Here is a 15,266-nt window from a genome sequence, read left to right as displayed (position 1 = left end):
AGGGGAGATTATGGCACGTAATAAGTATCCGGAGGAGACTGTTCAGAAGATCCTGGATGTGTCCCGCACATTGTTCCGGGAGAAGGGGTATGAGCATACGACGATCCAGGATATTGTAAGTGCACTGGGAATGTCGAAGGGAGCAGTCTACCACCACTTTAAGTCAAAGGAAGAGATTATGGACCGGCTGACCGATGTCTACTACGACGAGGCCGGGTGGTTTATGGATATTCGGCTGGACCCATCCTTAAATGGCCTGGAAAAGCTGAAGGAGATATTTTATTATCTGTTTACGGATAAGAAAAAATTTGAGCTGGATAAGCTGATGCCGTATACCAACAGGGATAATCCGAGGCTCCGTACCCTGATTCTGGATTCCACCATACATGATTCTGCGCCGTTTATCGCAGATCTGATCGAGGAGGGAATCCGGGATGGCTCCATTTCTGCCACACGGCCCAAGGAACTGTCTGAGATGATGATGATTCTGATGAATGTGTGGGTGGGCATGTACGCGGAAAACAGAGAGGATTTTCTTGTAAAGGTCGATTATTACCAGGAATTCTGTGAGAAGATGGGCATTCCGGTTATCGATGACCGCATAAAGGAAGCTTTTATCTGTTATTTTGATGAGGTAATAAAAGAACAGCCAGGGTGGGCGTAATCCCACCCTTCCTTTTTACAGTTATACATACCAACCGTCGGTATTAAAAATAAGGAGAATATAAAAAATATGAATTCACGCCTGTTTCAACGAGATTTTACGATTATGATTCTGGGACAGATTATTTCGCTGTTCGGCAATGCGATTCTGCGTTTTTCACTGTCACTGTATGTTCTGGAGGTTACGGGATCGGCTGCGGTGTTTGGCACCATTCTGGCCGTATCCATGATTCCCACGGTGCTGCTGTCACCGTTCGGCGGTGTTTTGGCGGACCGTCTTCCGAAGCAGAAGATCATGACGATTCTGGATTTTGTAACGGCCGGACTGATCGTGTTTTATAATGCGGTTTATGGGAGTGCGGGGAATCTGGCCGCTGTCACGATCTTTATGATTCTGCTGACTCTGATCCAGGCATTTTACCAGCCGTCTGTTCAGGCCAGCATCCCGCTTCTGGCTTCCCAGGAGGAATTGATGGCGGCTAACGGGATTGTGATGCAGGTCCAGGCGCTTGCAGGCCTGCTGGGGCCGATCCTGGCCGGGATGCTGTACGGGATTGGGGGCGTGAAGCCCATACTTGCGGCCAGCGCGGTCTGCTTTTTCTTATCGGCGGTGATGGAGCTGTTTCTGCGTATCCCTCACGAAAAGAGAGAGGCCGATGGATCACCGGTGCGTATGGCACTTCTCGATTTAAAGGGAGCCGTCACTTACTTAATCCGGGAAAATACCTGTCTTTTTAAGCTGCTCATCGTGGTTGCAGGAATCAATCTCTTCTTATCTGCCCTCTTTATCATAGGTCTGCCGTATCTGGTTAAAATATATTTAGGTATGTCGGCGCAGGCTTATGGATTTGCCGAGGCGGCCATGGGGATGGGCTCGATTCTAGGGGGGCTGGTATCCGGTCTGGCAGGGAAGAAGATTCCATTTAAGCATTCCCACTATTTCCTGTTGGGGACGCCGCTGCTTTTGATACCGGTGATTCTGATTCTGCTGTTCCAGGCTCCTGGGAAGATGATTTATGCGGTTCTTCTTTTTTCTGTTATGATCGGAATGGGCTTCGCTGCGTTATTTACCATTGCGGCGCAGACCTTTATTCAGAAGAGCACGCCGGTTCATATGCTGGGGAAAGTCGGCGCATTCGTATCCACCATCTGCGTCTGTGCGCTGCCCATCGGCCAGGCGATGTACGGCGGACTCTTTGAGCTGTTTTCCGGCAGTCCATGGGTGGTGGTTTTGGTTGGAACCGTGATCAGCATGATGCTGGCGTACGCGGCCAAGAGGACATTACGGAACGCAGAGGCGTAAATACCGCTGTTTTATGTGAAATCTCTGTGAAAATGTAGAATTTATCCGGCCGTTTTGTTACAATAATAATCAGAAAATGGCTTACAGTTCAGGAGGTTATCATGGAACAGTTGAAGATATTAGTAGTAGATGACGAGGCCAGAATGAGAAAGCTGGTAAAGGATTTCTTGAGTGTTAAGGGATTTACGGTGCTCGAGGCTTCCAACGGTGAAGAGGCGGTGGATCTGTTTTTCGATCAGAAGGATATTGCACTGATTATTCTGGATGTGATGATGCCGAAGATGGATGGCTGGGAGACATGCAGAACGATCAGAAAATATTCCCAGGTGCCGATCATTATGCTGACGGCCAGAAGCGAGGAGCGCGACGAGCTGCAGGGCTTCAACCTGGGTGTGGACGAATACATTTCCAAGCCGTTCAGCCCGAAGATTCTGGTGGCGCGCGTGGAAGCGATCTTACGAAGAAGCAACGCTGTCTCTTCCGACTTAATCGAGATCGGAGGAATCCGCATTGATAAGGCGGCGCATCAGGTTACGATCGACGGTCAGAACATTGATTTGAGCTATAAGGAATTTGAGCTTCTGACGTATTTTGTAGAGAACCAGGGAATTGCCCTTTCGAGAGAGAAGATTCTTAATAATGTGTGGAATTACGATTACTTCGGAGATGCGAGGACGATCGATACCCATGTAAAGAAGCTCCGGAGCAAGATGGGAGAGAAAGGGGACTATATAAGGACCATCTGGGGAATGGGCTATAAATTCGAGGTGACTGAATGAGACATTCCATAAAAGCCCGGTTTGCCATGGTATTCGTAGGGCTGATGGCATTCGTGCTGATTGCTACCTGGTGTGTGAACAACTGGTTTCTGGAAAGCTTTTATACCATGGACAAGGTAGCCACACTGGAAAAGGCATACAACGGAATCGACCGGATCGTTACGGAAACCGAAAAAAAGGGCACCGATATATTCGAGTATTTTAAGAGCACCTATGATCCGAACCGTGAAAATGAAGGTCCGGTCCAGCAGATGTTCAGGGTCCTCGGTGAAAAATATAATATGAACATCGTGCTGATGGACAGCGCCACCGATCAGGTTCTGATCTCCAATACGGGGGAGCGCGACTATTTGTCCAGCCGGGTTCAGGGGTATATCTTTGGCAAGGACATGCCCAAGGTCAGTATTTTAAAGACCCACGACAATTATTTTATCCAGAAGACGTATGACAAGCGCTCCGATTCTTATTATCTGGAGAGCTGGGGGTATTTTTCGGATAATGCGACCATCTTTCTGATGTCCACGCCGCTGGCCAGTATCCGGGAGAGCGTGGATCTGGCCAACCGTTTCCTGGCATACGTGGGAATCGCGGCGCTGTTTGTGGGAAGTGTGTTTATTTACTTTACCACGAAAAAGATCACTTCCCCGATTCTCCAGCTTGCGAATCTGTCGGAGAAGATGTCCAACCTGGATTTCGACGCCAAATACACAGGCCAGGCGGAGGATGAGATCGGTGTGCTGGGGAACAGCATGAACCGTCTGTCCGATACACTTAAGGAGACCATCGGTCAGCTGAGAACGGCCAACACGGAGCTGCAGCAGGACATCGAGGAAAAGATCAAGGTCGATGAGATGCGTAAGGATTTCATAGCCAACGTGTCCCATGAGCTGAAGACGCCGATCGCGCTGATTCAGGGGTACGCGGAAGGCCTGACGGAAGGGATGGCAGAGGACCCGGAGAGCAGGGATTATTACTGTGAAGTCATCATGGATGAGGCCAATAAGATGAATAAGATGGTGCGCCAGCTCCTGACCCTGTCAGCGCTGGAGGCCGGCAACGACGCCCCGGTCATGGACCGGTTTGACTTAACTGACTTAGTCCGCGGAGTAATCACGTCCGCAGGTATTCTGATTCAGCAGAAGGAAGCGGAGGTGCACTTAGAGGACTGCGGTCCGGTCTACGTATGCGCGGATGAGTTTAAGATCGAAGAGGTAGTGACAAACTATTTGAATAATGCGCTGAACCATCTGGCCGGCGAGAAAAAGATCGTCATCACTGTGGAAGACAACGGGGAGGAAGCTCTCGTCACGGTATTTAATACAGGAAATAATATCCCGGATGAGGATATCCCCAATCTGTGGACGAAGTTCTATAAGGTGGATAAGTCTCATACGAGGGAATACGGCGGCAGCGGAATCGGGCTGTCGATCGTGAAGGCGATCATGGACTCACACAGAAAGGCCTGCGGAGTGAGAAATGTGGAAGGCGGAGTGGAGTTCTGGTTTACGCTGGATTGTTATAGGGAACAGGGATAGATCTGGTATAATGTATTGTAAGCCCTTGTGCATAGAGTGCCTGATATTCGCATCAGGCACTCTATGCACAAGGGCTTATGATACGTTATGCTAGTGTCAGGCGGTGTGGAATGGCGGCACCGCCTGACATATAATATGAGTTATAAATACGCATGATGGTTGTAAAGTGATCCGCGATATGATAAAATAAATTTGTATAATTGAATAGAAGTCAGAGGATAGCTTGATGATTCCCCTCAGAAGCTGGATATACCACGGACAGCGGCCGGATGGCAATGCTGTTATGAGAATCCGGTTTGCTGCTTTCGCGAGAATGGGCGAAGGGGGAAATGTAATATGAATACACTTGAAGTGTTGACATTAGTGCTGGTGATATTTGCAGCACTGACTTACATAGAGATTCATCAGAATAGAAAATAGCTATCCTCTATTGCAGTAGAGGATAGCTGTGTAACTAAAAATTACACCAGATATCTGAAGCGTAATCATCAGACGAACGACTGTCTCTTTGATTACTTCTAAGTAAATTATACACTGGGGGCTTGTTTTTTTCAAGCCCCTTTTTAAATTTAGCTTTTGACAATGTTTCTGGTTGAAGCTTCCGAAATACAAGCTTCGCTGGCTGCGGCCGTTTAGCCGGGAGTGATCTTCCTGTCCTGACAAGATAAAGTAAGTGCTGTCATCTTGTCCGCAACGCGTAAAATTTTATTACGGGTTACTGCAGTCTTTCGCAAACAGCCGCTGCTGCCTCTCCACCCGTTCCTTCACCTGTTTCAGAAAGCTTTCCGGCCCCAGCACCTTTACCACCGGTCCGAAGGAGAGAATCTGTATCAACAGCTCCGTCTCCACATCTCTGCTGTAATAGATCCGGCAGAGGTACTTACCGGAGTCACCCAGCTTTTCCGTCCGTTTCTTGTAGCAGGCGAAATGAAGCATGGTCCGTTCCAGCGCATTGCGCTCATTGGATATTTCCAGGACCACAGGTTCCCGGCAGAGGGAGTGTTCTAAGCAGGCATCGATATCGGGCCGAATCTCCAGGGATTTTCCAGTATCTTTAATCCGCATGATCCGCGACAGATTCAGGATAGTCAGACGGCTTAAGCTGTCATCCTTCCGAACCCGGACTGCCATGAGACGGAATTTGTCGTCCCTGGCAGAGTATTCGAGCCGGCAGGGAAGGTATCGGAATGTAGTTAAGTGGTTTTTTGCCGAAAAGTAATCGATGGCCAGGATCCGGTTCTCCCGGATCCCTTCCAGAACCGCTTGAAAATGCTCCCGGTATGAATCGAGTTCATACCCGTCTCCGTCGGAATACTGGTCAAAATAAGAAAAGTCCTCCGGATAAAACAACGGCTGAACATTTCTTAACGAAAGATCCAGCTTCCAGCACTCCTCATCAGTAAAAAACAGGCGAAATCTGGGATCAGCGGAGACGGCTTTCAGCCAGGAACGCTGGAGCCCGGTCAGCGGCAGCGGCTCCGGTGCCTTTACCCGGGAGTAAAAGAGCGGCTTGCCGGACGGCCCCTCCGGCGACTTGACGAGTAAATTCCATTCCCCGCTCACCAGCTTCGGGACGATGGCAAGGGCACTTTCCTCATAGCCGTATGTATCCGCAATACAGTTTAAGTCGCTTTCTGACAGCCCGTGTTCTGCGGCCTCGTCCAGAATTCGCCGGACGACCAGAAAGTAACAGTTATAGATTTCAGAAAACAGTTCAGATTCCATCCTTGTTCACCTCCGATTCCGCCGAGAGTAAGTGAGGGGGACTTTCCGACCATTCCGCTGAACGTAAATGAGGGGGACTTTCCGCATACATCTTCGCCATGCGATCCATATCCCGGAAGAATTTCTTTTCAATCATGGAATTGGAGCAGGAGAAGGAGAGAATCCGTCCTGTAAATGTTTTGACCCACGGCATCATCTCGTTGCAGTCAAAACACTCCCGCGTGTAGCTCCAGACACCGTGATCCAACCGCGTTATGGTACCGCCGCGGCCCTCCCGTTCCAGACGCCCGATAATGTGAGCCTCCCGCTCTTCATCCAGAGACAGCGTAAAAGAAATCGACTCCATCCGTGCAGTTCGTTCCGCCGGACGCCGGAGAGGGGGACTTTCCTTTTTCCGGCCGTCACCAAAGGAAACGCCCCATGTCTTAAAAAGATTCTTTTCCAGATCCTTTTTGTGCTGTTCGTAACGGGCTTCCCCGTCATCTCCCCCTGACTCTAAGCGCGTCACCGACAGGAGATAGTCCAGCCTGAAGCTGGAGAAACGTTTTGATTTTGTCTGATGAACGATGACGTAGCGCCGGCCGGTCTGGGTACTCACCAGAATCTTTAAAGGAGTCCCTTCCACCTGTTCGGTCCGGCCTGTCTTTGCGCTCTTATTTTCCAACTGGATTTCTTTTCGTTCCCTCATGGCGCGCAGGAGCTCCAGGAGAATCTCGTCCTCCAGCGTATGGACCAGAAAGTCGTGTTTGAGACGGAATACGGTATTTTCCTTCTGAAGATTATCCAGTATGGTGCTGCCGATAAATCCGAAGGCGGCACTTCCCTGATAGAAACTGACCATATCAAGGAATCTGGGGGAACCGGTCATCTTTTCCAGCCAATCCATGGAACTCAGATTCGAGGTATTTTCCTCACAACGATTCTCACGCTTTCCGTAAAGCAGCCTTCGCCCTTCCTTCTTCGCAGTTAAAATTCCCAAAGACTCGTACTCCACCAGCTTTTTTCGAACAGTCTGGGAGTCAAAGAGGACTCCGTACCGGCTCTGGAGCTCGTCTGCCGTCTCATCTGCCGTGTGGAATCCGCCGTCTGCGAGAAAATCCAGAATCAAGAAATGCAGCATGATGTCATTGGAGGTAAAGCTCTTCGATTTCCAGGCGGAAAACAGCGGGTTGACGGCGATCCGGTTGCTGTGGGCGATGATGGCCACCGTTTTCTTCCGTTCCTCGTTGTACTCGCTGTGAATATAGGGAGAAAACCAGCTTTCGATCCTGCGGCGCTCGTTGTCGTAGGTCCGGCCGCTGCCATCGCTGTAGTCCTCCCGGGTCTTAAACCCATATACGTAAAAATCCCGCACATAGGTACGGATCCGGTCGAACCGTTTCACAAGCTCTGAAAATTCTTTCATGGTATCTTCACTTCCTTCTGGACTTCTTCTTTTGCCGCTCCGCCGGGCTCTGGGCATGTTTGAAAATTCATTCCTGCCATCTGCACGCCCCATTTCGCGGGAGCGTTGCCCCGTATTCGCTTAACGTAGCCCACTACGCTGCGCTCATTCGGGACAACGTTCCCACAAAATGTGACGCACATCTGACAGAAAGAAATTTTCAAACATGCCCTTGTAACAGCTGTTAAATTTGATTATACTTCCAATTTTTCCTGCTGTCACCAGGTTCGCACCCTTTTTTAAATGATTCCTCCGGTAAATGCTGGTAAGATAAAGTCACAACAGAGAACAAAGAACAGGAAATGGGGAATGAGATTATGTTTACATGGAAAGAAGAGCAGATGAATAAGCCGGTGAGAATCTGGCTGGAAAATATAGAAGAGGTTGAGGAAGGATGCCTGGAGCAGGCGCGCCATTTAGCGCAGCTTCCATTTATCCATAAATGGGCGTGCCTGATGCCGGATACTCACCAGGGAAAAGGAATGCCGATCGGCGGAGTCATCGCTGCGGACGGCGTCATCATTCCAAATGCAGTGGGCGTCGATATCGGCTGCGGAATGAATTTTGTCTCTACCAATATAAAAGCAGAAGATCTTAAACCGATTATGACCGGCAATGGAACCATGTTCCAGGCCATTACCGGAGAGATCATGAGAAATATTCCGGTTGGCTATAACTCTTATAAGAAGAGACAGGAATCGGAGGTATTGGACCGGTGCCTGGCGCATGCAGCCGATTATGAGAAGAATGAGACGCTGTTTCCGTTAATTGAGGATGCCTTTTACCAGATCGGTACGCTGGGAGGCGGCAACCATTTTATCGAGCTTCAGGAAGATCAGGATGGGTATCTGGGGATCATGATACACTCCGGAAGCCGCCATTTTGGAAAGGAAATCTGTGACCATTTCCACAACAGAGCGAGAGTATTAAATACCGCGTGGCACAGCGCTGTTCCGGATTCGTACCGTTTGGCGTTCCTTCCTGTGGACAGCGCGGAGGGACAGGACTATATCCTGTGGATGAACCTGGCGCTGGAATACGCGTTTGAAAACAGAAAGCGCATGATGGAGAAAACTTTGGAGATTGTGGCTCAGAAGGTGGAAAAGTACCTGGATACGACCATGGAATTTACCGAGCAGATCAATTGTCACCATAATTACGCTTCTTTGGAGACCCATTACGGGAAAGAGGTATGGGTGCACCGGAAGGGCGCCACCAGAGCCGGTAACGGTGAGTTGGCCGTGATCCCGGGTGCCATGGGTTCCTACAGCTATGTCGTCATGGGAAAAGGAAACCCGGAGAGCTTCGAGAGCTCGTCCCACGGGGCGGGAAGGGCCTATTCCAGAAAGGCCGCGATGGAGAAATTCTCCTGCGAGGAAGTCATTAATGATTTAAAAGCCCAGGGCGTCGTCCTCGGGAAAATGAACAAATCCGATGTGGCGGAGGAAAGCCGCTTCGCCTACAAAGACATTGACCATGTGATGGATCAGCAGAAAGATTTGGTCGTTCCGGTCAAAAAGCTGAAGACGGTCGGCGTGGTGAAAGGCTAGTACTGCGTTATTAATGCAAAGCTGTACTAGAACTGCATTACGCCGGAAAGAAATTAATCATAGCTGCAGAAATCATGGCGTAAAAGCCAGATGGTGCCGGCTGCTCTGCAGTACGGTATGCCGCAGTGAATTCCATCGTCCGCAAGGGCGAGGAATTATATATGATAGCGCCGAAACGGCAGGCAACTGCCATCGGAGGATGATGTGTCGCGGGTTCGAATCCCGTCTGCCTGATTCAGGCAGTAGCTAAGTTGGTATAGCAATCATTAGACACCTTTTTAGTGTCCCCTAAAAGATGGGGAGAAGGCCGGACTGCCAGGCTGAGGATCGTATTTTAGTCCTGCGGCCAGCATGAAAAGAGCCATGCGATGAGGCGGCTACCGCAGATTTCGAGTTATGCCCTGATCGGCCGAACAGGCGGAGGTGGTGAGTCATATGCCGCAGCCCGCTGCCGGCCCGGTCACGGCGAATGAAGAATCTGCCAAAGTCCATCCCGCTTTTTTGTGCGGTGGTCCGGTGTTTCAACCCGTGTAAAGAAAAGTCCGCCCGCGCGAAATGGCGATGTTCACCAGCGTAAAGTGGATTATAAAAATAGAAAAGAGGGAAGGTATATGCGTATTAATGTAAATCAGACCCAGTGCGGTTTCGTTATGAAAAATGGCTGTTATGAGAAAATGATATTTGCCGGAACGTACCACTATCCGGCCTGCATGGGATATAAGGTGATTATAGAAGAGATGCGTGGGAGAGTGGGATTTAAGGAAGTCCCCTTAAAGGTTTTAAAAGAAGATGCCGCGTTTATGAGCCGTGTCACGATGGTGGAGGTACCGGAGGGGCAGCTGGGAATCCTGTATATTAACCATGCGGCGAGCGCTGTTGTAACAGACCGCGAGGCTGCTTACTGGAATGTATGGGAACCGTGTGAGCTGCGTTTCATCGACATGAGGGAGCCGGTCATGGACCGGAACGTGGAAAAGAACCTTCTGCGTCTGATCGCCCAGCAGTATTATAAAAAGATTGAGATTCTTCCGGGAGAGATGGGACTGTTGTACCAGGATAATATTCTGACGGATGAGCTGGGACCCGGAACGTATTATTACTGGCTGTACGCCCGTGATGTCTTATGCCGTATTGTGGATTTAAAAATGAAGGAACTGGAGATCAGCGGCCAGGAGATCCTGACGGCTGACCGTGTGGGAATCCGGCTGAATTTAACTGCTACATACCGGATCGCAGATCCGAAGCGGCTGGTGGAGACCATCAAGGGTGTGGAAAATCAGCTTTATACCCGTATCCAGCTGATTGTACGGGAGTATGTGGGGCGTTACCGCCTGGATGAGATACTGGAACAGAAGGAGGTCATATCCGGTTTTCTGGCACAGCGGATGAGGGAAGAGCAGGAGCAGTACTGCGTGGAGGTTCAGACCATCGGAATCAAGGATATTATTCTTCCGGGGGAGATTCGGGACATCATGAACACGGTACTGATCGCGGAAAAGAGAGCGCAGGCCAATGTCATCACGCGGCGCGAGGAGGTCGCCTCCACACGGTCACTGTTAAACACCGCGAAACTGATGGATGAGAACAAGACGCTTTACAAGTTAAAGGAATTGGAATGCCTGGAGAGAATCTGTACTCAGGTTGGAAATATATCCGTGGCAGGCAGCGGAACTCTGATTCAGCAGCTCAGAGAACTGATGGGAACGTAATAATAGACTAGTGCCGCACTGCGTAAATTCGCCGGGCGGCACTAGGAATTTAACTTCATATCGGACACACCGTGAAGGCGGCTGTCCTGCAACCGGGAAATTGATTGCAGGACAGCCGCTTTCCCTGGTATGCGCACTTTGCGCTGAAACGTGCAGTCTGACTTCGTTCTTGTAACAAGTGCACAATACCTTTTGATCAGTATTAACAAAAATACAGAGACGCTGGGAAAAGACTTGTTTTTACGTTTGAATTATAATATTATAATGTTATAACTTTTGGAAAGGCGGCAGCAGGAAAAATGTATTTGATGTTAGATGTTGGCGGGACAGAGATTAAGGCCGGCGTACTCGATGAACACGGCGCCATTCAGGGCGGGATCCGCCATTTTTCTTCCAATGCGAAGGCGGATCAAGAGGCGATCCTGGATCATTTTTCCATGATCATAAAGGAGATGGCGGGCCGATGGAAAGGTGTCTCCATCGATGGAATCGGCATGGCGTTTCCAGGGCCGTTCGATTATGAACGGGGTATCAGCCTGATGCAGGGACTGGATAAATATGATTCTATTTACGGTATTTCTATAGAAGAAGAGATAAAAAAGCGGACAGACTTTCTTCAGGATACAATTTTTTGTTTTCTCCACGATGTGGAGGCGTTTGCACTGGGGGAAAGCTGGTTCGGGGAAGGCCGGGAGGCGGGGCGGCTTCTGTGCCTCTGCATTGGAACGGGCACCGGGTCCGCATTTATAGAGAATAAAAAGGTGATAAAAGAGAAGACGGAGGGAGTGCCTGATCATGGCTGGATCTATAACCTGCCCTACCGGGATTCCATCATTGATGATTATCTCTCCGTTCGGGGACTTTTAAAAATCAGCAGGGAGATTACGGGAACCGAGCTGAATGGAAAAGAGCTGTATGAGCGGTGTCTGGAACAGGAGGAGAAGGCGCTCCTGGTATATCATAGATTTGGTGAGGAATTAAACCGCTGCATGTGTCCGTTTCTGGATGCGTTCCATCCGGACTGTGTCGTGCTCGGAGGGCAGATCTCAAAAAGCTTCCCCTATTTCGGGGAAGCCTTTAAAAAAGAATGTGAAAAACGGAACACGACGGTCTGCCTGGAACCGGAGACCTCGGCCAGAGCCATGCAGGGACTGTTTGTTGCCATGAGCCATTAGGATAACAGAAGATGAGGAGGGACAGAATATGTTAAATCATGAAAAGGGAGCGCCGCCACTTTATTCGCAGCTGGAATCCATAATCAAGATGCAGATCGAGCGGGGAGAGTATAACCGGGGGGATTTTCTGCCGACGGAAAAGATGCTGATGGATCAGTATGAGGTCTCGAGAGTGACGGTCAGGCAGGCCATGGCGGCCCTGTCCCAGGCCGGATATATCAAATGCTCCAGGGGAATCGGCACAGAGGTGATCTATGAGAAAATCGACGAACACATGAAGAGCGTCATCAGCTTTACGGATGAGATGAAACAGCACAATATCACTATGGAAACCACCTATTGCCGCATGGAGAAGGTCATGCCGGGTACCACCGTGGCATCAGCGCTTCAGATTCCTAAAACGGAGATGTGCTACTGCCTGACCAGAGTCCGCAGTGTCCAGGGGAAACCGCTGGTGTATACCGTTACGTATCTGAGAGATATCGTGGAGCTTCCTATGGACAGCCAGTATTATATGGAGTCTCTGTACAAATATTTAAGTGAAATCCATGAAATAAGAATTGTAAAAGGAAGGGACACACTGGAAGCGGCGCTGCCCTCTCCGGAGGTTCAGAAATTCCTGGAAATAGAGGCTCAGATGCCGGTATTTAAGCGGATCCGCCAGACATTTCTGCCGGGAGAAGACTTTCCCGAGCTGCATAACGGCGGAAAGGATGGGCTGGTCTTCGAATACTCCGTCTGCTACTATCCGGGAAACCGTTACAAATATACAGTCGATCTATAGTAACGATTCAGCCGTGGATCATCTTGCTGCCTTACGGCTGAATCGTTACGAAATTACCATGAATAACAGGGAGGCAATATCATGAATATCGCAGGTAAATATAACAATTACGATCCGCATCCGAAAAAGGTGATTCCAGGATTTGAGGATCAGGCGTGGGAAGGCGTCCCAGGTGTCAAGGCGGAGCTGACCCGCAAGGCAGAGGACATCCTGAGCCGGGAAAAAAGAGCGGTTCTCTGTCTGGATTTCTATCCCGGTGTCGCCAAAGAGGAACTGATGGAGCTGGCGCTCTCCTTAAATCCAGCAAAAATCATGGATATGGAAGACTATGCGAAATCAGAGGAAGTACTGAACCGCGAGTTTCATGACTTCATCACGGAAGACCGCGTATTCGGAGTGATCTGCCACAAGAAGCTGGCCGATTTCTTTGACGCGGCCAAGCTGGAAGCGGCGGCAGCGGAGCTGGAAGCGCAGAAGGAAGGGCTGGTGGTGATCGCCGGCGTAGGAGCCGGTCTCATAAGCAGAGGCGATATTTACGTTTACTGCGGCATAACGAGATGGGAAATCCAGCTGCGCTACCGGAAGGGAATGCCCAACTGGCACTGCACCAACAGAGATGCTCCCATTTTAACAAAATATAAGCGGGCCTTTTTTATCGAGTGGAGGCTGGCGGACCGTTACAAGAAGGAGCGGTATGATCAGTTTGATTATGTGCTGGAGAGCGAAGAAACCGGTAATCCCAAACTGATAACAGGCCAGGCTTTTCGCGGCGGCTTAGAAAAAGTCAGCGCAGAGCCGTTCAGAATGGAACCGTATTTCGATCCCGGCGTATGGGGCGGTCACTGGATGCAGGAGAATTTCGGACTGGATCCGGAGAAGGAGAATTTTGCGTGGAGTTTCGACGGAGTACCCGAGGAAAATTGCCTGAATCTTACATATGGAGACATAACCGTAAAAATACCAGCTATCGACCTGGTAATGTATCGTCCTCATGAGCTTCTGGGAGAACGGGTTCACGGCCGTTTTGGCGCGGAGTTCCCCATTCGTTTTGACCTTCTGGATACCATGGGAGGCGGCAATCTGTCTCTTCAGGTCCATCCGCTGACGGAGTATATTCAGGATTCCTTTGGAATGCACTACACACAGGACGAGAGCTATTATCTTCTTGATGCGGCAGAGGACGAAGAGACTTACGTCTATTTAGGCGTGAAAAATGGGGTAGACCGCGACGCCATGGCCCGTGATCTGAAACGGGCGGAAAAGGGGGAAATTCCATTTCCGGCGGAAGAGTATGTGAACCGGGTACCGGTAAAGAAACACGATCATATTCTGATCCCGGCGGGAACCATCCATTGCTCCGGCAAAAATACCATGGTGCTGGAGATCAGCGCCACCCCCTATATCTTTACCTTTAAGCTGTGGGACTGGGGCCGAGTGGGACTCGACGGAATCCCGCGCCCGATTCACGTGGAGCACGGTTTAAAAAATATTCAGTGGGACCGTGACACGGACTGGATATACGATAACATTGTACACCAGGAAACGGTACTGTCCAATGAATCGGGGAAAATGGTGGAGCGCACCGGACTTCACAACCGGGAGTTCATCGATACCTGCCGTTATACGCTGACCGAGGCTGCTTCAGTTGAGATGGACGATTCCGTTCATGTGATGAATCTGGTAGACGGCAGATGCGCCCGCATTGAAAGCATGGATGGCAGTTTTGAGCCATTTGAGATTCATTATGCGGAGACTGCCATTGTGCCGGCTGCCGCAAAGTGCTACCGGATTGTTCCGGAAGACGGAGAGATAAAAATGGTCGTGGCATCGGTACGCCGATAGAGAATAACAAGCAGGGGCCCCGGCTAAGCAGCAGATTCACTGCTTTGCCCGGGCCTTTGCTGTGATTAAGATGAGCGTATTGTGTGTCATAGAGAAATAAACACCATATATTGTGTATGAAAACATAAAATTGAGGGTATAATAAAAAATATCAAAAAAATTCAAAAAACATGTTGACTTTTGTCGGCTGCTTTGATATGATATACCTCGCCGCTGAAAACGGCGGCAAACTTTTCCAAAAATCTTCCAGCTGAACCGCTGAGAAAGTTTTGAAGAAAATGAAAAAAGTGGTTGACAAAAACAAATCACTGTGATAAGATATAAAAGTTGCTGCTGACATAGATCGACAGCAAACGCACTTTGAAAACAGAAGATTGAACAGTATGTAAAACCCTGAAAATTCTAATAAAATAAGCCATTGTTTGATGGCTTTGAATGAGAAAATTCAGAACGAATACAATTATTGTATACGAACCAAACAACAAGTAAAACGGGAAATAAATTAGCTAGTTAGTTGATTTTGACCCCGGATCAAACGAAGGGGTAACGACCTCATTACTAAGTTCGAAAGAACCTCACTAAGTAATGAGTCGTATGTTTCGACTAAACTCGAAAATACCTCGTTAAGTCGAAGACTATAACATGAGAGTTCGATCCTGGCTCAGGATGAACGCTGGCGGCGTGCTTAACACATGCAAGTCGAGCGAAGCGGTTTCAATGAAGTTTTCGGATGGATTTGAAATCGACTTAGCGGCGG

At 49.4% G+C, this 15,266-nt stretch carries 12 protein-coding genes and 1 rRNA gene; 10 read left to right on the top strand and 3 right to left on the bottom strand.

From position 1 onward, the window contains the following. Positions 1–10: 10 nt before the first annotated feature. The 4 genes from H8S75_RS04385 (at position 11) to H8S75_RS04370 (ending at position 4,280) form a co-directional block, all read left to right on the top strand. Positions 11–664, top strand: coding sequence for a TetR/AcrR family transcriptional regulator (locus H8S75_RS04385; RefSeq protein ID WP_187019670.1), 654 nt, complete (start codon positions 11–13; stop codon positions 662–664). Positions 665–733: 69 nt separating this feature from the next. Beyond that, a complete protein-coding gene (locus H8S75_RS04380) occupies positions 734–1,966 on the top strand; it encodes an MFS transporter (RefSeq protein ID WP_187019668.1) in 1,233 nt (410 codons plus the stop codon). Positions 1,967–2,067: 101 nt separating this feature from the next. Continuing rightward, positions 2,068–2,745 carry a response regulator transcription factor gene (locus H8S75_RS04375; protein ID WP_187019666.1) on the top strand — a complete coding sequence of 226 codons (678 nt, stop codon included), beginning with the start codon at positions 2,068–2,070 and terminating at the stop codon, positions 2,743–2,745. Next, on the top strand, positions 2,742–4,280 hold the full coding sequence (locus H8S75_RS04370; protein ID WP_002602207.1) for a sensor histidine kinase: 1,539 nt from the start codon (positions 2,742–2,744) through the stop codon (positions 4,278–4,280). Before H8S75_RS04375 ends, H8S75_RS04370 begins: the two co-directional genes overlap by 4 nt. 708 nt (positions 4,281–4,988) lie before the next feature. On the opposite strand, the gene H8S75_RS04365 is transcribed toward H8S75_RS04370, so the two are convergent. Genes H8S75_RS04365 through H8S75_RS33280 form a run of 3 tightly spaced genes read right to left on the bottom strand, consistent with a single transcriptional unit; the run spans position 4,989 to position 7,592 of the window. After that, positions 4,989–6,005 (bottom strand): WYL domain-containing protein, encoded by a 1,017-nt coding sequence (locus tag H8S75_RS04365; protein WP_187019664.1) that lies wholly within the window; start codon positions 6,003–6,005, stop codon positions 4,989–4,991. After that, positions 5,995–7,410, bottom strand: a complete 1,416-nt coding sequence (locus H8S75_RS04360) for a WYL domain-containing protein (RefSeq protein WP_187019663.1) — start codon at positions 7,408–7,410, stop codon at positions 5,995–5,997. Before H8S75_RS04360 ends, H8S75_RS04365 begins: the two co-directional genes overlap by 11 nt. Then, on the bottom strand, positions 7,407–7,592 hold the full coding sequence (locus H8S75_RS33280) for a DUF6783 domain-containing protein (protein ID WP_432764180.1): 186 nt from the start codon (positions 7,590–7,592) through the stop codon (positions 7,407–7,409). Before H8S75_RS33280 ends, H8S75_RS04360 begins: the two co-directional genes overlap by 4 nt. Before the next feature lie 174 nt (positions 7,593–7,766). On the opposite strand from H8S75_RS33280, the gene H8S75_RS04355 reads away from it, so the two are divergent. The 6 genes from H8S75_RS04355 to H8S75_RS04330 form a co-directional block, all read left to right on the top strand. Continuing rightward, positions 7,767–8,999: an RtcB family protein gene (locus H8S75_RS04355; RefSeq protein WP_187019661.1), complete on the top strand. Its 1,233-nt coding sequence runs from the start codon at positions 7,767–7,769 to the stop codon at positions 8,997–8,999. 611 nt (positions 9,000–9,610) lie between these two features. After that, positions 9,611–10,708, top strand: coding sequence for a slipin family protein (locus H8S75_RS04350; RefSeq protein WP_187019660.1), 1,098 nt, complete (start codon positions 9,611–9,613; stop codon positions 10,706–10,708). A 308-nt stretch (positions 10,709–11,016) separates the two neighbouring features. Further along, positions 11,017–11,883, top strand: coding sequence for an ROK family protein (locus H8S75_RS04345; RefSeq protein ID WP_243270200.1), 867 nt, complete (start codon positions 11,017–11,019; stop codon positions 11,881–11,883). Positions 11,884–11,911: 28 nt separating this feature from the next. Then, entirely contained in the window at positions 11,912–12,667 is a 756-nt protein-coding gene (locus tag H8S75_RS04340) for a GntR family transcriptional regulator (RefSeq protein WP_187019656.1), read from the top strand. A gap of 81 nt (positions 12,668–12,748) precedes the next feature. Beyond that, positions 12,749–14,509: a class I mannose-6-phosphate isomerase gene (locus tag H8S75_RS04335; RefSeq protein WP_187019654.1), complete on the top strand. Its 1,761-nt coding sequence runs from the start codon at positions 12,749–12,751 to the stop codon at positions 14,507–14,509. 638 nt (positions 14,510–15,147) lie between these two features. Further along, a 16S ribosomal RNA gene (locus H8S75_RS04330) occupies positions 15,148–15,266 on the top strand; the annotation flags it as partial.

It is taken from the genome of Hungatella hominis (assembly GCF_014288005.1).
GTDB classification, from domain to species: domain Bacteria; phylum Bacillota; class Clostridia; order Lachnospirales; family Lachnospiraceae; genus Hungatella; species Hungatella effluvii.
The sequence above is the reverse complement of the archived record's forward strand: the minus strand, read 5'-3'. Positions and strand labels throughout refer to the sequence as shown.

What these genes read in the sequence shown, in the direction of transcription:
- H8S75_RS04375 (WP_187019666.1), top strand. Translation starts at nt 2,068, where the DNA reads ATGGAACAGTTGAAGATATTAGTAGTAGATGACGAGGCCAGAATGAGA.
- H8S75_RS04335 (WP_187019654.1), top strand. Translation starts at nt 12,749, where the DNA reads ATGAATATCGCAGGTAAATATAACAATTACGATCCGCATCCGAAAAAG.
- H8S75_RS33280 (WP_432764180.1), bottom strand. Translation starts at nt 7,592, where the DNA reads ATGTGCGTCACATTTTGTGGGAACGTTGTCCCGAATGAGCGCAGCGTA.
- H8S75_RS04365 (WP_187019664.1), bottom strand. Translation starts at nt 6,005, where the DNA reads ATGGAATCTGAACTGTTTTCTGAAATCTATAACTGTTACTTTCTGGTC.
- H8S75_RS04355 (WP_187019661.1), top strand. Translation starts at nt 7,767, where the DNA reads ATGTTTACATGGAAAGAAGAGCAGATGAATAAGCCGGTGAGAATCTGG.
- H8S75_RS04385 (WP_187019670.1), top strand. Translation starts at nt 11, where the DNA reads ATGGCACGTAATAAGTATCCGGAGGAGACTGTTCAGAAGATCCTGGAT.
- H8S75_RS04350 (WP_187019660.1), top strand. Translation starts at nt 9,611, where the DNA reads ATGCGTATTAATGTAAATCAGACCCAGTGCGGTTTCGTTATGAAAAAT.
- H8S75_RS04345 (WP_243270200.1), top strand. Translation starts at nt 11,017, where the DNA reads ATGTTAGATGTTGGCGGGACAGAGATTAAGGCCGGCGTACTCGATGAA.
- H8S75_RS04340 (WP_187019656.1), top strand. Translation starts at nt 11,912, where the DNA reads ATGTTAAATCATGAAAAGGGAGCGCCGCCACTTTATTCGCAGCTGGAA.
- H8S75_RS04380 (WP_187019668.1), top strand. Translation starts at nt 734, where the DNA reads ATGAATTCACGCCTGTTTCAACGAGATTTTACGATTATGATTCTGGGA.
- H8S75_RS04360 (WP_187019663.1), bottom strand. Translation starts at nt 7,410, where the DNA reads ATGAAAGAATTTTCAGAGCTTGTGAAACGGTTCGACCGGATCCGTACC.
- H8S75_RS04370 (WP_002602207.1), top strand. Translation starts at nt 2,742, where the DNA reads ATGAGACATTCCATAAAAGCCCGGTTTGCCATGGTATTCGTAGGGCTG.